This window comes from Bradyrhizobium sp. WSM1743 (genome assembly GCF_000473065.1).
Lineage (GTDB): Bacteria > Pseudomonadota > Alphaproteobacteria > Rhizobiales > Xanthobacteraceae > Bradyrhizobium.
The window spans coordinates 153,346-178,838 of sequence record NZ_KI421494.1 but is presented as its reverse complement, the minus strand read 5'-3'; the positions used below and the strand labels follow the sequence as shown (position 1 = coordinate 178,838).

At 57.3% G+C, this 25,493-nt stretch carries 18 protein-coding genes and 2 pseudogenes; 5 read left to right on the top strand and 15 right to left on the bottom strand.

Going from position 1 to position 25,493, the window contains the following annotated elements; genetic code table 11:
* Positions 1–68: 68 nt before the first annotated feature.
* The 11 genes and pseudogenes from YU9_RS0140115 to YU9_RS47135 form a co-directional block, all read right to left on the bottom strand.
* A complete protein-coding gene (locus YU9_RS0140115; protein WP_027577685.1) occupies positions 69–590 on the bottom strand; it encodes a hypothetical protein in 522 nt (173 codons plus the stop codon).
* 1,929 nt (positions 591–2,519) lie between these two features.
* On the bottom strand, positions 2,520–3,761 hold the full coding sequence (locus tag YU9_RS0140105) for a glutamine synthetase (RefSeq protein ID WP_245266766.1): 1,242 nt from the start codon (positions 3,759–3,761) through the stop codon (positions 2,520–2,522).
* Between the two features lie 95 nt (positions 3,762–3,856).
* Positions 3,857–5,143 carry a hypothetical protein gene (locus YU9_RS0140100; RefSeq protein ID WP_027577683.1) on the bottom strand — a complete coding sequence of 429 codons (1,287 nt, stop codon included), beginning with the start codon at positions 5,141–5,143 and terminating at the stop codon, positions 3,857–3,859.
* Positions 5,140–6,009 (bottom strand): EamA family transporter, encoded by an 870-nt coding sequence (locus YU9_RS0140095; protein WP_245266764.1) that lies wholly within the window; start codon positions 6,007–6,009, stop codon positions 5,140–5,142. Before YU9_RS0140095 ends, YU9_RS0140100 begins: the two co-directional genes overlap by 4 nt.
* A gap of 162 nt (positions 6,010–6,171) precedes the next feature.
* Complete coding sequence (locus YU9_RS0140090) at positions 6,172–6,957, bottom strand: gamma-glutamyl-gamma-aminobutyrate hydrolase family protein (RefSeq protein WP_245266762.1); 786 nt, start codon at positions 6,955–6,957, stop codon at positions 6,172–6,174.
* 29 nt (positions 6,958–6,986) lie between these two features.
* Positions 6,987–8,045, bottom strand: a complete 1,059-nt coding sequence (gene rtxC, locus YU9_RS0140085; protein ID WP_027577680.1) for a dhydrorhizobitoxine desaturase — start codon at positions 8,043–8,045, stop codon at positions 6,987–6,989.
* 31 nt (positions 8,046–8,076) lie between these two features.
* Complete coding sequence (locus YU9_RS47145; protein ID WP_245266761.1) at positions 8,077–10,488, bottom strand: 2-aminoethylphosphonate--pyruvate transaminase; 2,412 nt, start codon at positions 10,486–10,488, stop codon at positions 8,077–8,079.
* A gap of 893 nt (positions 10,489–11,381) precedes the next feature.
* Complete coding sequence (locus tag YU9_RS45010; RefSeq protein WP_051380693.1) at positions 11,382–11,846, bottom strand: hypothetical protein; 465 nt, start codon at positions 11,844–11,846, stop codon at positions 11,382–11,384.
* A gap of 564 nt (positions 11,847–12,410) precedes the next feature.
* A pseudogene (cysC, locus tag YU9_RS44345) lies at positions 12,411–14,287 on the bottom strand (adenylyl-sulfate kinase).
* Positions 14,287–14,994: pseudogene (gene cysD / locus YU9_RS44340) on the bottom strand (sulfate adenylyltransferase subunit CysD). The pseudogenes cysC and cysD overlap by 1 nt, the downstream one beginning before the upstream one ends.
* A gap of 275 nt (positions 14,995–15,269) precedes the next feature.
* Positions 15,270–16,424: a sulfotransferase gene (locus YU9_RS47135; protein WP_084299245.1), complete on the bottom strand. Its 1,155-nt coding sequence runs from the start codon at positions 16,422–16,424 to the stop codon at positions 15,270–15,272.
* Between the two features lie 821 nt (positions 16,425–17,245).
* Here YU9_RS47135 and YU9_RS44330 point away from each other — a divergent pair.
* Entirely contained in the window at positions 17,246–17,614 is a 369-nt protein-coding gene (locus YU9_RS44330) for a hypothetical protein (RefSeq protein ID WP_051380692.1), read from the top strand.
* Positions 17,615–18,354: 740 nt separating this feature from the next.
* Here the strand turns inward: YU9_RS44330 and YU9_RS44325 are convergent.
* The 4 genes from YU9_RS44325 to YU9_RS47120 form a co-directional block, all read right to left on the bottom strand.
* Positions 18,355–18,540 (bottom strand): hypothetical protein, encoded by a 186-nt coding sequence (locus YU9_RS44325; RefSeq protein ID WP_051380701.1) that lies wholly within the window; start codon positions 18,538–18,540, stop codon positions 18,355–18,357.
* A gap of 655 nt (positions 18,541–19,195) precedes the next feature.
* Positions 19,196–19,513 carry a hypothetical protein gene (locus YU9_RS47125; RefSeq protein WP_198028389.1) on the bottom strand — a complete coding sequence of 106 codons (318 nt, stop codon included), beginning with the start codon at positions 19,511–19,513 and terminating at the stop codon, positions 19,196–19,198.
* A 2-nt stretch (positions 19,514–19,515) separates the two neighbouring features.
* Positions 19,516–19,881, bottom strand: a complete 366-nt coding sequence (locus YU9_RS48755) for a hypothetical protein (protein ID WP_156952424.1) — start codon at positions 19,879–19,881, stop codon at positions 19,516–19,518.
* Between the two features lie 421 nt (positions 19,882–20,302).
* Complete coding sequence (locus tag YU9_RS47120; RefSeq protein WP_084299243.1) at positions 20,303–20,530, bottom strand: hypothetical protein; 228 nt, start codon at positions 20,528–20,530, stop codon at positions 20,303–20,305.
* 1,359 nt (positions 20,531–21,889) lie between these two features.
* Between YU9_RS47120 and YU9_RS0140015 the strand changes: the two genes are divergently transcribed.
* From YU9_RS0140015 to YU9_RS44320, 4 genes are all read left to right on the top strand, one after another.
* Positions 21,890–22,231: a hypothetical protein gene (locus YU9_RS0140015; protein WP_027577676.1), complete on the top strand. Its 342-nt coding sequence runs from the start codon at positions 21,890–21,892 to the stop codon at positions 22,229–22,231.
* A 2-nt stretch (positions 22,232–22,233) separates the two neighbouring features.
* Positions 22,234–22,464 carry a hypothetical protein gene (locus YU9_RS0140010; RefSeq protein WP_245266760.1) on the top strand — a complete coding sequence of 77 codons (231 nt, stop codon included), beginning with the start codon at positions 22,234–22,236 and terminating at the stop codon, positions 22,462–22,464.
* A 473-nt stretch (positions 22,465–22,937) separates the two neighbouring features.
* Positions 22,938–23,540, top strand: coding sequence for a response regulator FixJ (gene fixJ, locus YU9_RS0140000; RefSeq protein ID WP_027577673.1), 603 nt, complete (start codon positions 22,938–22,940; stop codon positions 23,538–23,540).
* Positions 23,541–24,510: 970 nt separating this feature from the next.
* On the top strand, positions 24,511–25,110 hold the full coding sequence (locus YU9_RS44320; protein ID WP_036019541.1) for a hemerythrin domain-containing protein: 600 nt from the start codon (positions 24,511–24,513) through the stop codon (positions 25,108–25,110).
* Positions 25,111–25,493 lie beyond the last annotated feature (383 nt).

Sequence of the window (25,493 nt, the reverse complement as noted above, 5' to 3'; positions counted from 1 at the left end):
GATGGTGAACCGTTGGTTTCTGACGTGGTTGGAAGGCGCAGCGTCATGTGGCAGGCATTTTGTGGTAATCAGCGCTGTTCCGTGCTCGGCTCCGCAGTCAGCGGCGCGCCTCCGACAGAAACCGGACCTTGTGGTTTCGAGGGACGGACGTCTCTCTTGGCCGGCTTGGATGTGGTGCGCACGGGCGGCGAGGAAGCAGCAGGAGCAGGAGAAGCAACAGGCGCCGCATTCTGCAGCTCCTCGATTCTTTGGGTCAGGGTTGCGATCTGATCCAAGATCCGCTTTAGCTCGGCTTGCTGCGCACCGACGTTGCGATTGAGCTCGACAATTTCATCGGCTGTCTTCTGCTGCCTCGATTGGATCCCTAAAAGCGCGTCCCTATCCTCAGTTGACAAGCCAAGCGTGGGCGGCACGACTTCATGCGCCGGCGCCGCCTCGGCAAACGTTTCGATTCTCGTCAAAAAATAGGCTCCTCCGGTGCAAAGAACGAGCAATACGGCTAGAAGACCAAAGATCCACCGAAAGCCTTTTGACGGTCTCTGCAGGACCGGCGGAAACTCCGATGCTTGGGATTGTTCCGTCACAGCCATCACCCCGCTCTCGTCATATCATCTGGTTTGATCGTTCTCGTTGCCGCGATAGCAGAAGATGGTCAAGAGCTGCCGCGAGCCGCCCCCCTGCATCGTTTTCAGCAACGTTGTCCCCAAAGCCGGGTCTTGATGGCATCAGGGGTTTTACAGGCCAGGCATTGCGCTGCAGGTGACGAGGTAAATAATGAGGGCCGGTAGAGGGGATTACCCGTGAAGCACATTCATACCTGCTTGCCCTTGAGAGGGCCGCCTCACCGAAAGGCTGTGCACGTCGGGGATTTGCGAGGTGACGCTCCAGCACTCCTGTGCCTGATTGTTCGAGAATCGATTGTTGTAGCGCCGAAGTTGACCTGGCGCAAAATGCTGCCCAACCCACGCAAAAAATGCGTGATGCGAGCGCAACCATAAGACTAACTCTATCGTTCGATGGCGAGGACTTACGTTGCTAGTGGGCAACTGCACGAAGCCCAGCCACGAGATCGGGTCGGCCGTTCAGAAAGACGGGCACTACATGCGAAAATGAAGGGATCGGAGGAAGCTAATCCCTACGGATGCCTGAGCAGATCATCTGCAACCGCCAGGCTTCCATACGTAGAAAACCATACCAGCGCCCCTGTCCGGCTGCGTACCGTCTTGCGTGAGGTCTCGCAGGGATCCTAGCGAAGGTCGACCGCGGGATCTAAATGAAAGCAAATGCGAGCAGGCTAGAGCAAAGCAGCGCAAGCCCAGCGGCGGTCAGCGCCAACAGGCTGCCGGACACAATGTCATGATTGCGCATGAACCGTCCTTCATGGCGCCCGGAAGCAGCACGAGTGGGTGGCTGCCTTCGCGGTGAGTAGCCAATCACCGGATTACTACTCAAATTCGCTGCACTATTCCTGCGGCATGCAAAGGAAAATGCATTTTTTGAGCGCAATCGCCCCGTTGTTCGGCGGCTACAGGCGAGAACGAACGAGTATCAAAACTTGTGAGGTGTTTGCTGGCCAATAGGCTGCGTGCGCGGGATGCCCCGTACGAGCCGCCCCTCCTCCAAGGCACGGGATATGAGCCGTTTCATAATTGCGATATATCGTTTCGAGTAATCCTTCGCATGCGCGTTTTCCTAATGCTCCTCGCGGCTTTTACGATCATGTTGGCGGCACGTGACCAGCACCACAATGGTTTCGTGCCACGTCCGACGGCATCCATGCCCCCGGTCGACGTGCCGTAACCCAAGCACCTGCCTCTGTCCGCAATGACTTGACGCACTTCATCAGTATTAGGCAACTACTCAGACTCAGCTTGCGATCTGCACCGCTGCTGTAGGCAGCACATCTTCCTCCCCAGCCTAGGGACAGTTACGTCATTATGTCACTGCGGAACTGGCGTAGCCGCACTAAAGTCCGGGCGTACACCCAAGCTCAAGGAGCCGATCGGCATACTTCGCTGGCCGCCATCTCAAACTGGGCGGACGACCATAAATTCACGTGCGCCGCGCGAAGCGCGTACTAGTCAGCACCGATCTACGCCAGCCTCGTCGTAGCCGGCGGCGGCTAAGCCATCGTCTGGTCGCGCAGCCCCCATTGATGCTGCGCCTCGCGTCCTGCGTGGCTCCGCGGCTTGGCTACAGCGTCGCGCATCACGGGCCTCTTCGGCTCGCCTCTGAGCATAATCGACTTTGCCTTCCCTCTTGAAAGAGCCGAGCACGTCTTCATTGATGCGAATGGAAATGGTGTTGTTCGTTGCTAGAATTACCTAGCGTCGCAAACGCAATCGCGGTTGCCACCGCAGAGCAGCTAACAGCAGACCTCCTCAGCGTCCCAAGGTCATCACTTAACGAGTAAGCACATTTGTTCTGTATGAAGTCCAACATCAGCGGCGCAGACAGCCGCAGTAGCCCCGCCGGCACCGGCCAGAGTAATGAGGTTCAGAACTGTCGAAGAGCTCAAGCTAAATGATCTCGAAGTATCTTTGACGTTCAAAGTCGGTGACCCGATGTTGAACGGCTTCCCACTCCCAACGGCGCGAGCAAGAAAACGCTCCAACAAAGCTTTCTCCGAAGACATCACTGGCCGCTGCAGACCGTGCAAACCGAGATGTTGCCTCCGATAAGCTTTGAGGCAGCGACGCGGACGAACGACACATTTCCACGCTTGCATCACCGACGCTCGAATCGGGTAGTGCCGGACCTGTCTCGACGCCCAATATTCCCGAACCAATCGCACATGCGAGCGCGAGATATGGGTTCACGTCTGCGCCAGGCAGCCTATACTCCAGACGATGGGCAGATGGCTCTCCCGGAATGGCGCGAACCGCGCAGGAGCGGTTGTCAACTCCCCAGCTTGGACAGATTGGTGCCCAGGAGCCAGGCACCAATCTCTTGTAGCTGTTGAAGTTCGGCGCAGCGAGTACACAGAACTCATTCATGTATTCTAGTTGTCCGGCGATGAATTGCTTCATAAGCTCCGAGACGTTGGCGAACGCATCACCGTCGTAAAACGCATTCTGACTATCCGAGGACATCGAGATGTGAATATGGCCGGACTGGCCGGGCCATTTCTCGGAAACCTTGGCCATGAATGTAGCCATCATGCCACGCGTTTGCGCCCAGGCTTTTATCATTGACTTGAATATGGTTGCCCGATCGGCAGATTCCAGCGCATCACAATGACGAAGTGACGCTTCGACCACGCCAGGTCCCGTTTCAAAGTGTAGTCCGCTGAGAGGTATTCTAGCCTTCTCACAAAGCGCCAAGATCTCATCGAACAGCTCATGTTGCGCGACAGAGCGCGCAATCGAGTAGCCGAACGGGCCGCGCGTTAAGGGAGCCCATTCGCCGAACGGCTTTTCTTCAATCGTGTCTGCGTTCTCCTTGAACAGCATAAACTCAAACTCGAACCCGGCAGTGCAGTCGTATCCGTGGTCAGCAGCTCTTCGCAGGACCTTACGCAAGACACCGCGCGGGCAGATGTTCTCATGTGCGCCCGCGAACTCCGCGAGGTAGAGATATTGGTCGCCGAGATGAGACACCGAACGGCCGGAGCCCGACAGAATACGCAGGTCAGCATCTCCGAACGCTGATAGCGGCTTTTGCGTGAAACTGGCCGGAATGACGCGGTCCATGCAATCCCACGCCAGCACCGCTTCAGAGAACTTGATAACTTTATCTCTGTCCGAGAGATCATCACCCAAGACGTGTTTGCCTCGCAGAACGCCATCGAAGTCGCTTACGCCGACCATTGCCGCGCGGGCTCGATTCGCTCCGGTTAACCTGGGATCAGTTGGCATTAGTCGCGATCCTGCATCACCAAATCGAACACCTGGTCCATCCGCATCGCTCGCAACTTGCGATAGTCATTCTCAAGCTGAGTCAAGTCGCTATTCACGAGATAAACGATGCCTGGTGTCGACGCCAAGTCAATCGTGGGAACTAGCTCTTGACCAATCGGAACGAATGCAATGGCATCCGCGAAGCTCGGGAGCTTGCGGATTTCTTCGAGTCCCGGATAACCGGCAACGACACCGCCCATATCTGAGATCAGCGAGACGCAAAGTGCGTGAGCCTGCCGCTTGTAGGGCCCGCGCAACCGCATATATTCACCAAAGCCCTTGGGATCTGCGTAGCGCCAGGCCGTCAGGCTCATATGGTTGTGCCCCAACGCCATCGTTCGTGCTTTTGCCGACATGGTCCCTTGAAGCCTTGCTCCGAAGTCCACCAGAACCGGTCCCCGATGATCGACGATGATCTCAGCATGAGCCGGTCCGTCGACGATCTGTAGTGCCTGCAACGCACGCATCAAGTAGTCGGACAGTTCCTGAACGATTGGTTCGCTGCCCTCCAACAATCTCTCAAGTGAGCAGACCGATGATGCCCTCTCAATCGGAACCGTGTCATAGGTCCAGGCCTCCGTAACGAAGGCTTCCCCGTCGATCGAGACGGCATTTACGGTATATTGCTGGCCGTTTATTTTTTCTTGGCCAAGGGCAAAGCGATTCAACGCTCCGACACGGTTCGTCTTCCCGACAATTGCGCTCAGAGCCCGCTGAATATCAGCATCTGTCGAGCAAAAGAATACATCCTCGGTACCCGTACTGTTTAGCGGCTTGATCACGATCTGATCGAATTTCGCTTCACGCTTCCACCTCGCGATCTCTGCAGGACTGTCGGACACGACTTGTCTGATCGATCGCACGCCTGCAGAGCTCAGCGCGCAAGACAATCGCGCTTTGTCACGCCGAGCAGCGGATAGTGCGGTCCCATTTGATGGTAAGCCCAGCCGCTCCGACAAAGAATCGGCGAGTTCAACTCCGGTCTCGCAGCCCGCGATAACGAACTCCAATTCCCGGCCATGGAGAGCCTGAAGATGATAATCAACGATGTCGTCATATCCCATGCGCTCGCTGGGGCGAATGACTTCATCATACAGATCCGCATTGAAATGCGATTGGAATATCGGCGGAATCTGTGCAGCCGACATCACATGCACAGTTCCAATTCCATAGCGCTTGAATTCTTCCGGTAGGTATCGGCCGGTAGAGTATGCGTCTACGATTACACAATTCCGTTCTTTCATGCGGATCTCCGATACTGCAAGTAGATGTTGCCGACAGCGACAGCCGTAATGAGAGCATTTCCTATGAACGTATGTAACGAAGGCACGATGCGAGAATCGAAGTACTGGAACAGGAAGGTGATGATAGGGGCAGTGGACAGCACCATGTTGACGGTGAAGGGCTCTACCCGGCGAATGCCCTGCTGGATCAAGAGCAAAGGAACAATGATCGTCGATAGCCCAATTGCCGCGATCGCAAACCAATGCTGCGAGATCTCAGGCACGATAGATGAATGGTCGACCAGTCCCAGCAGCAAGAGAATCGTTCCATAAAAGCGATGCGCCAGGACTTTCCGGCCAGAAAACCCACGGTCGAACAGCAGTTTGACAAGTATATTTGTAAGGGCCAGCGATAGGCCGGCCACGATCGCCAAGATGATGCCAAAGCACGATCGTGCCCCCCACTCCACGCCTGCGTTGCCGCTGGCCGAGATCCAAATCATGTAGCTCCCGATCGTTGCGATCGTAACGCTCACGGAAATATCGGATGCCGGAGGGGCACCCTGGCGCCTGATCAGTGCGTTTAACCACACTGTTGCGGTGGGCCCCAGCGCCACCATGAAGGCGACGACGATCGCAGGTTCAGCGTATTTCAGTCCGATAAATAGGCCGATCCAGTTGATCGCTGTCACGACATTGAGCGCGACGAAGACCAGGAGCGACGATTTCGCCACCGTTGCCCCGCCTCCCTCGTGACGAGCCAGGAGATTGAACATCAGACAAACCACAGCGAAGGACAGCAGGAGCGCGACGAACACATCCGCTTGCTGAAAATACGACGCCGCATAAACCTCGCCTGCCGCGCTCACGACGACATAAAGCGCCACAAATAGAACTCCCAGAGCGAAGCTATTCGCCAATCGCCCAGTCTTCCTGTGCCCGCGAGGCGGCGCCCGGCCCTCGCAGGACCGGACGCGTGCATCTGCTCCGAGGGACTGTCCTTTCGACGTGCACGGACCACGTTTCGTTTGAAATGTCACAACCGGCCTCTAGTTCTTCTGAGTTCGGTAGTACCCAACACACGCCTCTCCAAATGCCTTGAACAGTTGCTTGCTGAGGAGATCGGTTGAGACGTGCCATTCGGGGTGCCATTGCACACCGATTTGGAGGGTCGGGGCGCCAATGACCGAAGCCGCCTCGACCAAGCCGTCAGGCGCCCACGCCTCCCGCCTCAGCGCCGGGGCAAGCGCCTCGATGCCTTGATTGTGCAGCGAGTTGACTTGCGCTTCGATCGTCCGCGCGATTGGAAAAAGCGCGCCATGGGAACATATCCTGACGCTGTGCGCGGCGTCGTACTGACGGTCTCTTGGACGATCTGGCTTCTCGGCATGCATCGCGCCACTTTCCGGCCTCCACTCCGCAAGCGATGAGCGGAGCGTGCCGCCGAAATAGACGTTGAGTTCCTGAAGCCCACGGCAGATGCCCAGAATAGGCATTCCGAGCGCGATGGCGCTCTCTATGGCTACGGCAGAGAGCCTGTCCCGCGGACGGTCAAGGATCCCAACCTCAATGTCCTGCCGATCAGCCTGCGTCAAGGACGCAGGCGCTCTCAGGACGGCGGGGTCGATGTTCGATTCATCACCTGTCAACACCAAGCCGTCGAGCCGGCGGATGATCGCCGGGGCGACCTCCTCCCTCGCATCTTCGGCGTCGACCGTCGGCAATATGACGCAAGCCACTCCCGCATGACGATGGAGTGCCTGCAAGTACTTGCGCCGCAACCAGTCGCGATGCACACCATCGACCAGAAGACGGTTCGAAGTGACGCCGACCACGACTCGGGCGCTCTCTGGCCGTAGCAACGTCACGCGACCTGCCCTCGCGCGCGAACCTCGGCAACGGCCTGCTCATACAAGCGTCGATTTCGCTCTTTTAACTGAGCGATGACGCTGGGTTGACCTTGAGGTCCCTTGACAAAGAGCCCGCCCCAGGTCGCGGCAACCTTGGCGTAGTTCGGATCCTGCATTCGGATTTTCTGAGCTTTGCGCAGCAGCCAAAACGGGATCCCCGGCGAAAGGTGATGCTCAAGGTGGTACTCATCCAGATTCTGCCCGAGGATGGCCCGCTCGAGGAAATTTCCTTTCCGATTCCTGGTGAGATAGACGTTCTGCGTCTCGGTTTCGCACATAGGTGAGTGCTCGGCTAGCTCGATAAACCATCCGAGGACCTGAAACGTGGTGAGATAGGGCACGATCCAAAACAGGACAACGATATGGAGCAGCCCAACAGCATATGATCCGGCCAGGATGCTGATCCAGAAGAGATAGAAGCCATACTTGTCGATAAGTATGCCTGAGCGGCTCTGATCCTCGACATCTGTGATCGAGAATCGATTGGCCCAAAGATACTTCAGATACGCTATTGTCGCGCCCCCGAAGATCGGCTTCCAGATCATGTTGAAAGCGTACCGCTCCGGAGGCTGCACGTCGTAAACGCCGCTGGCCAGGAAGAACTTCAGGTCGGGATCCTTGTCCGGATCTCCGAGATAGGGATGATGCAAATAGACGTGCGAGATCCGGTAGGCCCAGTGGCGCTGGAACAAGGGATAGGAGGCGAACAGAATGCCCAGAACGTAGTTCCAGGTCGTGTTCTTCGCGAGCGTGCGGTGAGCCGCATCATGAGCGATGGTTGTCAATCCGCGCTGATAGGCACCAATCAGAAGGACGGCCAGCGGGTAGAGCCACCATGAGACCGACACAGTCGCAAGCGTACACGCTGTGATGACAGCGTAATCTTTGCCAATATAAGCCGCTCCCGTTATGTTGTCGGGCCTCAGCTCGGAGAGCTGCCTGTTGATTTCTCGGCTGAATTGAACGGCCTCATAGCGTGATGACCTCAATTTCCAAGCGTCTGCCTGATTCATGAGAACCTCCTCCTGATCGCCTTGCAGGTTGTCAGATTGCGGAAAGCGCCTTGTCCAGATCGCGCAGGATGTCGTTGACATCTTCAATGCCGACGCAAAGCCGGATCGAGCCGCCAAATATGCCGGCGGCTTCGCGCTTTTCCCGCGGGACGGTGGTGTGGGTCGTCGAGACAGGATGGGTCACGAGCGTGCGGGCATCGCCTACATTCGAAACGTGATACATCAAGTCGACGTTCTGGATGAACTTGCGCCCGGCTTGTTCGTCCTCCACTTCGAACATGACCATGGCCCCGTGTCCGTATGCAGCATTGAGTGTCTGTTCAACGGTTTCCCGATCGGCGCCTTCAAAGAGTCCCGGGTAGAAGACACGGCGCACTTTTGGATGCTCCTTGAGAGCGTCGGCCACGATCCTGGCATTCGCGCAGTGCTGCTTCATGCGAAGTGGCAGCGTTTCAAGCCCTTGGATAAGTTGAAAGCTCGCAAACGGGGCGATGGCCGCCCCGGTATCGCGCAACCAGGTCATGCGAGCCTTAAGAAGAAACTCGCTCTTTCCAAGATCGTCGACATCGCGCACCGCATTATGCCAAACAATTCCGCCATGCGCATCGTCGGGACGGTTGAACAAGGGAAAGCGAGAGGCTCCCCGGTAGCTAAACTCGCCGTTGTCAACGATCAGTCCACCGAGCGTCGTCCCGTGGCCGCATATATATTTCGTTGCGGAGTACGTCGTTATAGCAGTGCCGAGATCTGACGGCCGGCATACCAGTGGCGTTGTCGTATTGTCCACGACCAAAGGCACGCCGTACTTTCGGCCGATCTCCGCCAGCTGTTTGACCGGGAGCGGAATCAGACAAGGATTCGAAATCACCTCTCCGAACAGGCATATCGTGCGATCATCAATGGCACGTTCAAACGTCTCGGGCCTTCGAGGATCGGCCGTCCTCACGCTGATCCCAAGACGCTTTAATGTGTTGTGGAGCAGGTTCCAGGTATTGCCATATAGATACGGCGAGGCGACGACATTGTCCCCCACTTCGCCACTTGACAGGTTGACGATCGCAAGGAACGTCGCTGCTTGACCTGACGCAACGGCGAGCGAGTCGCTTCCCATATCGACGGCGGCGTAGCGCCTTTCAAGCGCGCGGGTCGTTGGATTGATGATCCTTGTGTAGGTGAACCCATCGGCCTTGACGTTGTAGACGTCAGCGATGTGGTTTAGATCGCCATCGAGTTCATAAGCCGTATTCTGGTAAATCGGCACTGCGACGGCTTTCGTCACCGGGTCTCGCCGATAGCCCGCATGCAGAACAGCAGTCTCGGCCGAAAACGGCAGCCGCGGGTCCTCAGCCGCTCGAGCCGGCATCTTTACGCGAGCCCCGCATGCCTCTTGGCCCGACATCGGCCTTGCTAACCGAGCCTGACCGGACCGGAAATATGTACGAAAAGCGCACCCCAACTGCTCGATCCAGCTGGATTGGATTTCCCCAATGCAACCGACGCGAAAACTCCGCGTGGCAAGATGCAGCTTTGAGTAGATGTAAAGGTTGTGGGCCGCCAAGTGGCGATAAAGCCCATCGAATCCTGTCTGGTCTACGATTCCCGACGGCGCAGTAAACGCGACGCAGACCGGCGACTGCAAGTCCGCGGACAGCAGCGGAGACACCAGTCCTTCGAGTTCTTTGACGAGATCGTCCCGGACCTTCTCGTACCTGCAGCGCCTGGCATCGATGCCCTCCTCGTGCAGAATCTTCAGGGCCTTTGTCGTTGCCTGAACAATGTGGGTGGGAGGGGTCGAGCGCCACTCACCGGTGCGCTCGAGCGAGATCCATTGATCTCTCACGTCGAGCACAAACGACCTCGGTTCTTGAACCGCATTCTCCAGCAGCTCGCGGGAGGCGATGACAAACGCCACTCCCGGCGGCCCTTCTATGCACTTGTTGCTCGACGTGACCAGGACGTCAGGTCCACGCTGGCTCAGGTCGATATTGAGGGCGCCGAAGGAACTCATCCCATCGACGATGGTCTTTACGCCACGTCTTCTCGCCTCCTCTACGATTGCGTCCAGCGGATTGACGATTCCGGTTGTCGTCTCACAATGCACGAAGCACAGGTGCGTAACGCCAGGATTTCGGCTCAGATGCTCGCCAATTTCTTGAGGATCCAAAGGATCGGTCGCTCGCTTCACAAGCTTCAGCGCTTCGACGCCCCACAGCCGCAAAATTTGCAAAATGCGCTCGCCATAGATGCCGTTTATGCAAACGAGCGGCCTGTGGGCTCGGGACACAAATGAAGAGAGAGCGGCCTCCGTCGCAAAGGAGCCGCCTCCCTGAATAGGTACGACCGAATAGTCGTCAGCGTTTCCGAGCAAGTTGAGCATCAGCCGCCTCATGCAGGCGGTCACTTCCTTGAACTCGCAATCGCGCGATGCAAGATCAAGCTGCATCTGGCTCCTGACCGCCGGCGATAACGACAATGGACCAGGCGTCAGCAAAGAGCGCTGTCTTATCAAACCATTCCTCCTCAAGTTGTATTCGTCAATGGATCTGGAGTACGCCCACCCCACCAGGGAGCCCCTGTGGCGAGAGTCGACTTCCTCGGGTCAACAGCTTCGGGGCAAGCGCCATAAATCGCGGGCGCGTTTCGGGTCGGCGCCCGAAACACCTGCCGGATGGCAGCCTCCATATCTCATCGCAGATGCAGGGCGATCTTTCACAAAGCTCCTCACCGATACCATTCATCACCTCCTACAAATTGGCCTTGCGACCGCCCTCGAACACAACCGGCGGCGACCCGCGCTGTCATCTAGCCATCACGCACGCGCAGGCGTGAGCGCGGTCGCCTTCTTGCGTCGGGAAGCGGCAGGTCGACCGACCGACTTACGTGCGAACCTGCGTCATTCAGGCAAACCTGACATTAGGAACGCGATGCAGCCGGATCATCGCGCCGGGATGCAGATTAAGGCATGGCACACTTGATGACGTCGCTGGCAGCGGGAGTGTGATGCATGGGCTTGGACTTGATGCATTCGCACTTCGTAGATCGTTGGAGGGTTTGGGACGCTGATGACTTGTCGTTGTCCATTTCGAAATCGTACAACTTGACGTTAGGGGCGTTTCAACCCTCTCCGGGGATTTTCTCGTGAGATTTTTTTCCTGACGTACTCCCATCTTTCGGCGACAAGCCGACGTAGGCAGCAGAGTGCGGAGATTCACAGCGAGCTGAAATAATCTGAGAGTTCGACATCAAGACCGTCGGCATTCCGCCTGCGACCGCATACCAGCAGGTAAGAATGGCGGGTTCAGCACGCCGCTTCGCGCGAGAAAGTCTCGCGGACAATCATCGCCGTGGCGAGCGTGCCGCGGTTGACGGCTGGTCCGAACCGTAAGCCCCAAGGTGAACGGAGTTCCATCGCGCCCAGCAATCAATGAGCGCAAGTACCTCGGCGGTGAGGCGCTCTGGTTCGACGAATCGCACCTCCCAGCCGTTCTGCTCGCGTTGGCCCCTCTGCAGCGCCTGCTCGTTGATGGCGAGCTCGCGTTCGACGCGGTCTACCGCACGGTCGAACAGGTTGACGGTTGACCAGAGCAGATCATCAAGAGATCGTCCTCGCGGCTTGGCATGGATGAGCTCGCTTGCCTTTTCGGCCGCGCCATGGCCGCCGTCATGGCGATCAACGATGGCAGGCGGTAGCAGAACCCAAATCGCGGCGGAGGTCCTTAGCGCAGCACGGGATTGCTGAGGTTCGCGGCTACTTTGTCTCGCAATGCGAAGGCGCGGGCGTAGGCAGGCGTTGTCCGCCATCGAGCGGGCCAAAAGGAAGCAAGCTTGACGAAATCCGGCATGGCCGCGACAGGAGGGAGTCGCGGTCGACTGCCAAGTTCGGATTGGTCAATATACTGGAAAGCAAGTGCCCGCTCGCCGGATGCGGCCAGGTCCGGAAATCGAGGTCCCTCATACTGCGCGAGAGATCGAAGCCGGCCGAGACGCTGCCCGGCTCGGCTTTAACGGGAGCTCGGCGTGTCGCTGGCCGCACGCGCAGCAAGAAGCGCCAAGCAAAAATTCAACTTACTGGAAGTCGGACTTCTTCTCTGGCCTTTGTTGTCGCATTGTAGATTCTGATCTGGAGCATGGGACGGCGTTTCTTGAGCTCCTCCGCTCCCGCCCATGCTCCATCTCTGCTCGCGTACTCGGTTTTGAATTGACCATCCACTTCGAGCACATAACCGGAAAGGGGCAATCGACGAGTGGGTGAGACCATTTTGTTCCTTTAGAGCCAAAAAGTCCGATCGGAGGCTCGCCTGAGCTGGATGGCCTTGGCCGGGCCTGCGGGATACTGTGCGAATCGATGGTGCGACGCGAGGACCTCTAACCATCAAGAACTGAGCGCGCCATCAAAACATCCACCACCGCTTCCGCTGAATGCTCTAGGATCTGCTCCATGGTCCTGAGATGAACCTCCTGTGTCGTTGGTGCTTCGTAGCACGAATCGATCCCACTGAAGTTCTTGATCTTGCCGGATTTTACCTTTGAATACAGGCCTTTTGGGTCTCGCCGCGCGCATTCCTCGAGCAGCGTATCGGCAAAGACTTCTATGAACTCTTGCTTGCCAACCAGGCTGCGCAGCCTGTCCCGTTCGGCCCTAGTGGGCGAGATGAACGAGCAGATCACGATCAAGCCGCCGTCCGCCATCAACTTGGCAACTTCGCCGACGCGCCGGATGTTCTCCACGCGGTCCGTCTCCGAGAAGCCGAGGTCCGCGTTCAATCCGTGCCGGAGGTTGTCGCCATCCAGCAGCATGGTATGCCGCGACATCGCAAACAGCTTTTGATCAACGAGCTTGGCAATCATCGACTTTCCCGCGCCAGACATGCCAGCGAACGAGATGACGCAAGGCCTTCTGATTCTTGAGCGCGGCGCGCTCCATCCTGTCCACGGATAGCGGTTGCCTGGCAATATTGGTGGCCCGCCGTAGCGGAAGGCAATCATGCCGGCCCCGACCGTACGATTCGTGTAACGATCCATGACGATGAATGATCCAGTCTTTCGATTGAGGTCGTAAGGATCGAATATTGCGGGCGTTGCGGTCACAATCGGAGAAGGCGATCTCGTTGAGGAAAAGCGTCCCGGCGGCCAGATGCTCCCAAGTGTTAGCGTCGATTCAATGCCCAATTGCTGTAATGCTGCCGGAAATCGTCTGCGATCCAATCCGCAGGACGTAATTGCGTCCGAGAGCGAGCGGCTCCCTGTCCATCCAGATCATATAAGCGGCAAGCTGGTCGGCCAGCTTCGGTCGGTCGTCCGGTCGCGACAGAATGTCGCCACGACTGATATCGATTTCGTCTTCCAGCGTAATGGTAACCGCATCCTCGGCTTCGGCGGCGACAAGGTCGCCATCGTGGGTCACGATCCGCTTGACGCGCGTGGTCCGCCCCGACGCAGCGACAACGATCTCGTCTCCTGTCGAGATCCTCGCCACCGACCCGGCATAGCCCCGAAAATACGGGTTTGGCCGATTTACCCATTAGACCGGAGAGCGGAAAGCTTGGCTTGCGGTGCCGGACTGGATGTCAATGCTCTCCAAATGCTCGAGCAGGCAGGGACCATGATACCCGTTGGCATGAGCGGAGCGGTCCACGACGTTGTCGCCGTAGCGGGCCGAGATCGGGATCGGAACGATCGAGGTGACGCTGAGACCGGCGGCAAAGGCCAGATAGTCACGGGCGATCCGATCGAAGCACTCTTTGTTATATGCGACAAGATCGATCTTGTTCACTGCCAGCACGACATGACGAATACCGAGCAGCGAACAGATAAACGAGTGGCGGCGGGTCTGAACCGTCACGCCTTTGCGGGCATCGATCAGGAAGATGGCGAGCTGGGCATGCGAGGCGCCGGTAGCCATATTGCGGGTATACTGCTCGTGGCCGGGAGTGGTCGGCCACCATGAAGGAGCGCCGCGGCGGCGTGAAGAAGCGGTAGGCGACGTCGATCGTGATGCCCTGCTCCCGTTCGGCCTCCAGCCCGTCCACGAGCAGCGCGAAGTCGATGTCATTCCCGGTGCTACCGTGCTTGAGGCTGTCGCGTTCCAGTGCCGTGAGCTGATCGTGGTAGATCATCTTGCTGTCGTGCAGTAATCGGCCGATCAGCGTCGATTTGCCGTCGTCCATCGAGCCACATGTGATGAATCGCAGCTGATCCTTTGTCCTGGCCAGGACCGGTTCCGTTGTCGGATTCGAAAACATCAAAAGTCGCCTTCCCGCTTCTTCTTCTCCGTTGAAGCAGCTTCGTCGGTATCAATTAGGCGTCCCTGGCGCTCCGACACAGTCGTAGTCTGCATTTCCGCGACGATATTTTCGATCGTTGCCGCATCGGATTCAATAGACCCCGCTCAAAGGATAACATCCAAAGCGTGCGAAAGCGGACCATCCGCATTTCCGGCGTCTCATCGCGGTTAAGGGCAATCGCTAGTCATCGACCCTGATCGTCGCACCATTTCGACGCACTATGGGTCTTGTTTTGCGAAGTAGAGCGGAACGACCGGAATCTTCTCGATCATGATGTATTCCCACACCTCGAGCTCGGGCCAGTTTGAAATCGCAAACACGCGCATGGTTTCGGCCTGGGGATCCGTGTGTTGAACAGGCTCCAGAGCTCCGGCCGCTGGTTACGGGGATCCCATACGTGTCCGGCCGACATGGACATCAGGTCGAGGCCGAGTCGCCTGGCTGTCGCGTCCCCCTGATCATCTCGCGGAACTTCCAGGTCGTATCAACGTGAAGCAGGGGAAAAGGCATTTGCCGGATAGAACGCCTTGATTGCAATGTGCAGCATTACGCTTGAGTCTTTTCCGATCGAGTAAAGCATGACCGGCCTTTTGAACTCGGCGAACACCTCACGCATGATTTCAATCGATTTCAGCTTCGAGGCGGCGCAGATGTTTCGGTAGCATATGTCTTCTTTTCGATGCAGGTCTCTGTTCTTCGCCGTTCTATGGCTCCAGCCTAGAGTTCGAATATCCGCGGCGGAAATGGCCGGCCGAGACGCTGGCTCGTCGATAAGCTCAAGCCCCGCTGGGCAGCAGACTTGCAGATGCGGGAGCATATCGCATTCCGCCGCTAGTGCGGCCGGCGCCTGCGTCACACCTGATCGGGGGATCAGCCTCGTGCGGGTTAAGGATCTTGGCTAAATCAGCCAGCGTGTTTTGTTCGCAAGCATTCAGATCCCCTAGTGGATATTGAGGATCCGCTCAAGCCGCGCGACTTCGCCTCGCAACATCTCGATAGCCGCGTCGCGGTTGCGAATGCCATCCAGCCCCGCAGCTCGATCAACTTCTGACGCTAACGGCATCTGCTGCAACTGGGCAGCCATCGCGTGGACCGGCTCTCCGGCGTCAGATAAGCCGGATAATGCTCCCGCCTTGGTACTTCGCAAATCCCACCAAGTTCGGAATATCTGACGATAAAGTTCAGTTACTTCCCCTCCCCTATCCAGGACTCCGGCTTGCTGTGCATGTACCAGTTCCTGCTCATATCCGAGTTCTAGCAAAAGCTCGGCGCCGATAAGATCGGTCACGGTTTGCATCTCTTCGACGCTCAATTGAGATTGCCATGCCTTGACAGAGCTCTGGTCGACGGCGTTTCGTTCCAAGATTTTTCGGTCTCCGAAGCTGCTCGATCGAAGATAATCCGCTTGTCTCATCCCCGCCGATGCGACGGCCGCTGGATCACAGCCGAGCCCCGTCAACAGACGCCGGATTTCCTCGTCCGGATGCGCCACGAGGACTTCGTATTGCACGAACTGTGTGTGCGGGCGAGTGCGCTGCGCGGCGAGCTTTGGAAGGCCCAGAACCAAATCGGCGAGTGAAGTTATGATGCCGTCGGGCAGACGGAGCATGAGATCGACGAGACTGGAGACGCTGACAGGATGCGAGCTTTCTGCCTGCAGTGGGATGCCCCACGTCGATTTCAGTGAAGCCGCGATGGCATAGGGATTGCGCATCAGAAGGATGTGTGGCGCTTCTGGATAGACAGATTCAAGAAACTCAAGCGCCATCCAATAGCGTGGTGTCTTGTCTAGGATGATGCGCTTGCCCGCTTGTGCCAGATACTGATCATATGCTGCATCGGCAAAAGCGCGGCTGGGGATCGTGCGATCTATGCGCCCCAGGAATTCAGAGGTCGCAGCTTCAATCAGTGAGCTACCCGCCGGATGGCGCTGATCCACCCTGCCAAATGCTTCAAGCGCCAGCATCAACCAGGGTTCAGGCGGAGCCACAATGTCTGGATGGTGCTGGAGCAAATGCGCCACGAGTGTCGTCCCGGATCGTGGAAGGCCGAGGAGAAAGCACACCGCAGGCGAACGGCCAAAACGTCCGCTCATTGGCCAGACGCTCGTGCTTGAAAAACACGCCCCGTAAGCGCTCGCTCGATTGAGCGGCGCAAAGCCAGCCGCAAAGCGCTAAAACGACAAGACTTTTGTCTGCCACTCATGACTTGAGAACCGCTCAGTTCGATCGATCGGCTGGACAGGAGGACACCGCAATCGCCCACTCGATTACTCGACGGTTGAAACGAAGTCACGAGCCAGCTCAAGTACACGAAGATTGATTGCGGATATGGGAAGGTTGGAACGAACTATACGGACGTTTGCAAGACCGCCCACGGCACATGGAAGGTTATTACGTATAATCACAGCTGCCTGTTGCCGAGGCATTGAAGACGTAAATGCGACATGCACCTCTCTGATGCTCGGCATACACCAAAGAAGTTCGGCAAAAGAGCGGGACAGCTCGGCGAGCGCGGCAAAGAAGGCAGATCATGTCGCGGACATCTCACGCGGCAAGGTGCAGCAATCTTGTCAACGCGTATCGCTGCCGACGCAACCGTGAATGCTGCCCTTGGTCCGCCAAGACACTGAGCCATAGCTCCAGCCAGCCTGTTGTTCGCCAGCTTACCTTCCGAACTATACCAAGTGTTTGATTTGCCTGCCCTTGGAGCGTTGCCCCTGCCCCAATCGGCGCTAAGGAGGCTTGTAAACGATGGAACCTGACTTAAGATGCCTGCGGATCTACCTGATCCAGCAAGCGCGCTTGGCCGCATGTCCGGTCATTCATGTGGGAGATCAAATCGATCCGGGCGTGTCTCGAAGAACTTGCCAAATCAAATGTGCTGGGCATCACTTGGCCGCCGTAGACGATCCTGATGGCTGTGACCTATTTGGGCAGAGAAACGGGTGTACCGGTCAACCTGGTGTCACGATTGATGCTCGTCGACCCTTCCTTCCTAACAACCCGCTCAAAGCTGCTAGATAAAAACAATTTGCTGCGGCATAAGTCGTCCGCAAACGATGTCCGGATCGGGCGGATGTTGCTGACGGCCAAAACGCGCAACCATTTCGCGACTCTGGAGCCACGACAGGCGGCGCTGGATGAGCTCGCTTTTGATGAAAGCGGCGTTGACCGATCAAGCGAGTTCATTGCCAACGCTGCTACGGTGAGGCTTCGCCTGGAAAGGGCCCGCGCTGGCATTCAGAAGATCAAACGCACGACTGTCAGAAATCGAGCTCGCTAACATGAGTCTGCCATCGTTCGAATATGTCTTGAAGCAGCGCGGTCGAAGGTGGTTGTGGTCCGTTCACAACGCCGAATGCGGTCAGGTGATGACGGGTTCAGGACGAAACCGCTCCGCCGCCATCTATCAAGCTAACAGAGCGCTTTTTCAATTGCTGTTGAGCGCGCCATATCGCCTCGGAGCTCGAGCTAGCGAACAGGCTCGGCGAGGTCCGCTTACGCCCAAACTTTAGCCTTTCATGAGCTTCGAGGAGGATTTGTTTCCATTTGGATAAAGCGATCAGCCGATGTGTTCGGCCCAGGGCGGCCAAGACTGCCTCGCCGAAGCTGAAGAAGCTGCTGGCCGAACGGATGCTAGATTCCCTACAGGAGTTCCTCTGAGACTGGTCAGCTTCTCGAACTAACGCGCCTAGGACTGGGCGTTGTGGCCCCATCGCATGCGTTCCGGGGCCGAGTGTCTCGGGGTTTCATCTTCGAAACAGGGCTATGGCTAAGACTATCTCTTCACTCGCGATCATACATCGCAAGCGGCTGTCGAAAACAGGCTTCCAAGAAACTTGATCAAACATAAACATGAGGAGGCGCTGGAGCACGTTCCGCGACATTGAAGGCATCCAGCACGTGCGTGAAAAACTCTCTCAGCGCGGGTCGCGCAAAGCGAATGTGCGACGAAAGTTTCTATGGCCAGCGAGGGCGGCCCGCGAGCCGCCCTACTGGGCCACTAGCCAGCGTTGCTCACCATTACCGCTGATGTCCGAGTCCGATTCCGAGATTTAAGGCCTTCTGGCGTAGCGCACCTTCGCTGCGTTTGGTCATTTTGGCTAGTTTTATGACCGGGGTCCGAGCCTTCGAATGGATTTTGAGCTCTTTGATATCTGCCTTCGTCCACTCGCGCCGCTTAACGCGTTTCTTGGTTGCTTTTTTCACGATGAATGCTCCTTCTGAGAGGAGCGCCTGTAGCACATTTTTTTTGGAGCGACGACCGCAAAAAAGAGGCAATCATCGGAACTCGCGCCAGCGTATAAGTTCGGTCATGCTTTCTGCGCATAGTGTTTCTAAGCATGGGTCATAGATATCCGCTTTGGCTACGTTTGTGACGAGGTCTCCACTGCCGTCTCCGACCGATTTGAGATCAAACTACGTCGGTGGTAACCGCGCTGTTGGACATCTTGGCGAATGGCATCGCTCACTGAACGCACCGCCCGCTTCTTTCGCTTCCAATTGCCGTCCAACCCCGCCGGGATCGCAAAGCCTCGCGGAAGGACCAAAAGATCGCGCCTTCCGTTCAAATAAATATCGAACATGCCGTACCTCGTTTGACACGAGCGTAGATCGCCGGTTCATATATTTGGTGACATCGAAGCAACAGCTCGCGATTAAGAAACTCTACGCGAGTTTTCTCCGGATGTCGCCAGCACTTGGGCGTGCAGGGCGCAATTCCGCTGCTCCTTCAGGTGCTCCACATCGCCGAGAACGCAGGAGCTTCGCACGCCTTATTGTTGCTAACAGATCCACTTGTCGGGGCCTCGTCAGATCGACACGATAGTGACCGTCCGCGTTTTGAAGAATATTGCCGTCCTTGTTACGCAGCGGCCACATCGCCGTCGCCGAGCCGAATTTGATCGGACCGAGCTGTAGTTCGGCCGACCTTTGATTTCCGCCGGCGGTAGACGCGCCGGCCGTTCATAGCGGCGATTGAGGATGACGGCGGCGGCCAGGCTGGCGGCGCAAGCCAGCAATCGCAGAAGGCAAACGCCGGATTCTGTCCCATCGCTGTGGCAAAGAAGAAAACGTAGGCGGAAACAGCAAATATTGACAGAAGGACTGCTTCACAGATGTCGTGAATTTCGAGGCGGCGATAGGCTTGTCCTGTGTCGGTTTTCTCTTTGAATGTGGGCATGCTCAGGAGTCAACATCTTCGGTGAGGAACTGATTGAGCGCGATCAATCGCGAAAGCGCAGCCGGAGGATATCTCACAAGCGAGCGCGAAGGGTCTGTTTCGTTCGAGCAGTCTTTGCGCGGACTTGCATGGTTTTGCCTCTTGAGGTCGGCCGCGCATCGGACTTTGGTCTGACACAGGGCCGCACACGCGTTGCACATCGCGCAATACGTCTCGATGGCGGCAGCAAGCGCATTCTCGGAAAAACCGGCAAGTGCGAGGCGCTTGCTTAAGAGTTCAGGAGAGCTCGGTCTTTGCGCCATGGTTCGAAAGGCGGATGCGGACAGATTAAGCTCACGTGCGATCGCACCGATGTCCTGCGGGCTCAAGTAAGCCGGTTCCGATGTCTGGGACAGGCTCGCGCGTAACCGGCTGAGAAGATGCCTAAACCGTCAAGGGTATGTGTGCAGAATGGTCAATCAGGCATACCCTTCGAAACAGCCATAGCGGCGGAGGCAAACTTGCTTTTGACATTCAATCAAACAAGACCGATTTGTGCGAGATCCTTCGATCCGCATGGCCCTGCCGGTACGGTGGTTGGCGGAGCGCTGCAGAGCCAATTGAACGGCAGGCGGCGAACCCTCCAGCGAGATCCGCTTATCGTGAGACAACAGGGTGCCCGCCGAATTGACGACAGCATTGCCAGGTGTTCTCTCGAATCGACCATCGGCACGTCCCTGTCCGGGATCACGGTTAGATTACAGATTGACCCCAAAATTCAATTCGCAGACTTCCGTTGCCAAAGTCAAGCTAACCAGCCGATGCCCGCGGAAATGCAGGCGGGGTTCGAAGCTCTATCACATCGGCGAAGACTGTCCAATCGCGGACACTCTTTTGCTTGCAGAAATCGGTCTCCGCCTGCTTTGCAGCAGCACTTAGCGAGGCGGCATCGATCTTAAACGCTGCCTCACAGGCACGATGTTCGTGTCCGGCATCGTCACAAACGGTCTTGATGAACCGAACGTTAAATGAAGGCATGGCACCCTCTTCTTATGGGTTCGCTTATCCACCATTCTGCCATTGACGCTTCAAGAGTATTTGATCTGCCTCAAGCAGCATCCCCAAGAGGTTGTCCGCTGCTGCGTCAAGATAAGATCGAGACTTCGGCAGCGCGGCCCGAGCGCTCCTGTTGTCCCGCAAACCACGCGATCTCTATCTGTCTAGCTTGGCAGATCGCACTCTGTTTGAGCCGAGGGACAGCGTCTTCTGGTCTGCTCAAGCGCTCGAGACCGACAAATTGGGGGGCCGATGAATCGGGGAATGTCTCGAAGAGAGGATTGAGAGCAGCATGCGCCGTCACGCCCAAGATGCCGGCTATTGATCTCTATCGATCCCATACTCAACCGCTGGCAATATGGAGGCTCGAGACGGCGCGAACCTTACAGGCGATATTTGGTGCCTCACGAGGCATTGCCGCAAACACCAGGTCATTGCGCCGATGACCGGGCAGAGGCATTTCTGAGGCGTGCCGCCGGCCAGGGCTATCGACGGCGAGACCTACGCGAAGTGATCGTGGGCCAATAGGGCGAACCGCTCCGACCCTCTGACGGTCCACCCTGCCGCCCCGACAGCAAAGCCGATGATCAGGCTTGTCGCAACCGACGTTTCGATAAGCCGAAGATTCCGGCCTTCAGCGCCAAAGACTATTGCTGGGATCAGCGCCGGCAAGGCTACCGACAATGCGAAGCGAGCGATCAATTGACTATCTGCTTGCCGGCTAGCGCAGCATTGAGGACAAATGCTGCGGTGGCGCACCGCGAGCGGTGCGCCTCAAATCAACCCAGCTACACGCTGGAGTGTTGCAGACCAAGGCGAGGCCCTGGCGGATCGCCCGAGTTGGGACATGTCGCCTACCAACGCCGGCCTGTCCGGCTCGCAGCGATCGCTCGAGCTTGGCCGTTCTGGACGCGCATCAGCTCTTTTGAGCTGTATCAATTCTGCGGCGACTTGCTACTGATAGAGACTTGCTACTGATAGAAGTGAGTTTCCAGTCCAAGGTCAGACACATGGCAGACAGAAAGACTTGGCGCCCCATCATCTCTTCATGTCCAGATACCGGCGACCGAGAAGGACTGCTGCCGGACGCACCCGAGCCGCGTGCCGATGACCTGCACACAATAAGTTGCGCCGCATGCGATAGCGTCCACGTCATCGACCTGCGGACGGGCGGGATGATCGGCGCCGAGCGCAACTAGGCCCATCCGAATGGTGTCAAGGGAATTCCGGCGTCTTGGGATGCCGTCCCACTCGCAAGGGCGCGGCTGACGTCATCACAACCCAACGCCCCGCGCTGAAGCCGTGGGACAAGGAGCTTTCTCACCACGGAGGTGTTTCGACATGACAGACCACGGCGACCTTTGTCCCGGCGCCGGCCAGATGGCGGGAGCGGCAGTCCAGTTTAACTTCTACAGAACAGCGATGAAAACCACCCGCCGTGGGCTTGAGCTGATCCAGATCGATTCGACCGAAGCCCGGGAGTTGTTTCGCAGCGCCAACCCTAATATCTCGGCTGGCGAGCGGCTCATGTCCCGGCACGATACGTTCAACGACGCCACAGCCGATAAGATCCCGGCCCGGGCCGCCCCCATCGAGAGCACGCGCAGCCTGGATTATACTGAGTTGAGCCTGTTCGCGCGGCGGCCAAGCGATCTCGTCCGTAGTGTTCAGAAGGTTGCCTGAATTTGTCAGCCCGCAGCGATGAACTCCATCCAGGATCTAGTGCCGACCTGACCTGGGAGCGGCTCGAAACTGCGCCGCCCTTTGATCAGGATCTGGAGATTGCCGTGATCGAGGGTAATACCATTCACCGGGTGGTCTTTCCTTGCCGCTGGATCTTCGACGGCTGGATCAAGGCAAAGACCGGAGAACGCGTCGCCGTGCAGCCGACGCACTGGCGCATCTGGCCCGGATAGCGGCGGCCATCCTGCACAATAGATTGGCGTGAGTTGAGGCCCGGACTGCCTCGGGCTGGCCTCTCGTGGGAAACAATGTAGAGTTGATCAATGAGAGGGCCTGCTAGAAACATGTCGGACCACATTTGGTACGGCTATGGGACTGGCGCGGCAGACGCCGCGTTGGCTCTCGTGCTGCGCCCGGCGTTAATCCGTATCTTCAGGACCGCACGTTCACGATCATCTACCTTCCGGTCGTCGTTTTTACCGCTTTCGCCGCGGCTGCGGACTGGGCGAGCTTCGCTACCCTGCTCTGCATCAGCGACAGCCTGTTCCAGCCAGTTGTCACGACTTAGACGCATGGCATGGGTGTGGGGCTATCAATCTGCCGGACGATCATCGAGTCACATGCTAGCCACATCGTCGCGGACGAATCCGAGCGGCGGCAGGATCTTTCAGTTCACCGCGCGATTTGCGGAGCTTAGTGAAGACACATGACTTGGCGGCGCATTCTCGTGATCGACGATGACGCCGCCATGCGGGACTCGCTCGCGTTTCTGCTTGATGTTAATGGCTTCTACGTAGCAACTTATGAGACGGCGACCGCGTTTCTCAATGACGTCGCAAGCGGTCCGGTTGACTGCATTGTGTCAGACATCCATATGCCAGGTATGAGCGGTCTCGAACTGGTCAGAAAAGTGAAAGCCGATCGCGTCGACTGCCCCGTCGTCTTGATAACTGGTCATGGCGACGTATCGCTCGCAGTCGAAGCGATGAAAGCGGGTGCGGTCGACTTCATCGAGAAACCGTTCAAGGAGGAGGTGCTATTGCGTGCGATCAATAGTGCTTTGAAAGCGCGGCCAACAAAGCCAGCCGACGCAGCGAAACTGCAGGCGGAAGCCCGCCTCGCGGACCTGTCGTCGCGCGAGCGCGACGTCCTGCAGGGACTATTAGCCGGCAAGATTAACAAGGTGATCGCCCATGATCTCGGCATAAGTCCGCGGACAGTCGAGGTTTACCGTGCGAACCTGATGGCCAAGACCAATGTCCGCAGCATGTCCGAGTTGATGCGGATCGCCATTACCGCGGGACTCTAGCAGCAGCGCAAATAGCGTAAATGGCTTATTCATGCATTCAAGCTGCGCTCTCCAGACGACGAACGGTGGGTTTCGCGCGCACCGAGCCGATCATGTTTTCGGTGACGGCTGCCGATGCAAAACACGCAGGCCGGCCGTTGCGCCAGGCGTCAATATGTCACGCAAGCCGAGTCCTATGATCCGGGGGTAGGCCCCACCTCGGTTCACATGCGCACTTATCGCATGATCATCAAGCACGTCGACCATGCCAGCTTACATCGATAAGGATGCCATCAACATCCGCCCCGTCAGATCCGCGGCCGACCGATGCTGACGAGGATCAAAGTCAAGGCGCCGAACAAGACCTCCTGCGGTGAGCCCGAAAGTGGCGGTGGACGACAACGTTTCGGCTGACTGGAGCTTTTCGGGGGTACGGCAGTGCGTTTCCGACTGTTTCCATGGACGCGGCCGACGAAGCCAGCATGCGGCTTTCTAATCCGATTTGAGCATGTTTGAGACCAAGTGACCGCGGCGCCCCCAATTCAAGACGCCCTCCTCATGGGCCTTACGTGTAAATACTTAGGGGTTTCTACCTAGGGAAAACATCCAAATTTCCCAATTCGTCAGGAGCAGCCAATCTGCGTCCCATCGCCATTCGCAAGATAGGGTCCGCCATGCACGCCCAGGCCGCCAGTTTTAGCGAGACGAGACGCCATCCGACCAGCGTCTTGCGTGGGCAAGCTCATCGTCGTGGACGCGTGATCGCCCTGCCGACCTCAGGCCGAGTCGCGCTGCTAACGACGGAGCCCAGGAGCTTCGTGCAACACTTCGGCTAAGTTGATTTACGCCAGCTCAAATTGAAGCGCGCTACTTTTTGCGTCGAACGGCGCGGACAAATCGCAGCGCAGCGAAGGACACCGAATTCGGCTTGGACAGTCTTGCAAATGGCTGAAACGCTTCGTGCCTAGATTGTGCCTCCAGGAGCACCGCTATGATCATCGATCTTCTGCTTCGAGAGCATCGCAACATTGATCTGCTTCTGGTCGCTCTTCAACGCGAATTGGAGATTTTTGAGAAAGGGATCCGTCCGGATTATGAGGTCATTCGCGCCATTATCAGCTATTTCGAGGTTTACCCCGAGGTGTACCATCATCCACAGGAAGACTTGATTTTTTCCAAGCTTAAGTCTCGCGATCCGGATGCAGCTGCAATCGTCGGCGATCTCGCGCTTGAACACCAGGAAGTCATCGACCGTTTGCACCACTTCGCGCGAGCTATTGACGCTATCCTCGCGGATCGTGACCTCCTTCGGCAAGACGTCGGCAATATCATACGCGATTTTATAATACGCGAGCGGCACCACATGATGTGGGAAGAACGAGATTTCTTTCCCGCCGCCCTGAAGGCTCTCTCGGCTCGGGATTGGACCGAAATCGCTTCAGCCCTCTCCAATGATGGAGATCCGCTGTTCAGCGAGACAGCGGCAGCGACTTCCGATGCGCTAAGAGCGCATATTCTGCGATTGGAGCAAGAAGCTGAGACCGAACGGAGTTCGGTCGCGTTTTCGTCCGCCGAGGCCGGCAAGCCCTGACACGGCGCCGAGACGGACGGGCCGTATTGATCGCGGCCGTTTGACAGCAGGAAGTGGACCTCTTGCTCATCCTGTCGAAAGAAAATGGGGTTGCTCGCGGGCACTAGTGCCGTCCCCCGAAATGACTTCTGCGCAAGATGATCGCTTCGTCGACCACCGGTGCAAGCAGCCTGGCCGATCCTGGCTGAGCTCTGGTTCCGGCACCACAATGTAACCCTCGCAGGTCCGGTAGTTGCGCAATGATATCGCGCGAAACGGACGCCTCTCATGTCCGCCGACGGATGAGGACGGACGATTGCGGCCGTCCGGGGTGCGGCGAAGTCACTCCCACTCTTTGAGCCCCGCCCCATACGCTCTGAATCGTCCAGCCGCAGCCGGTTCTA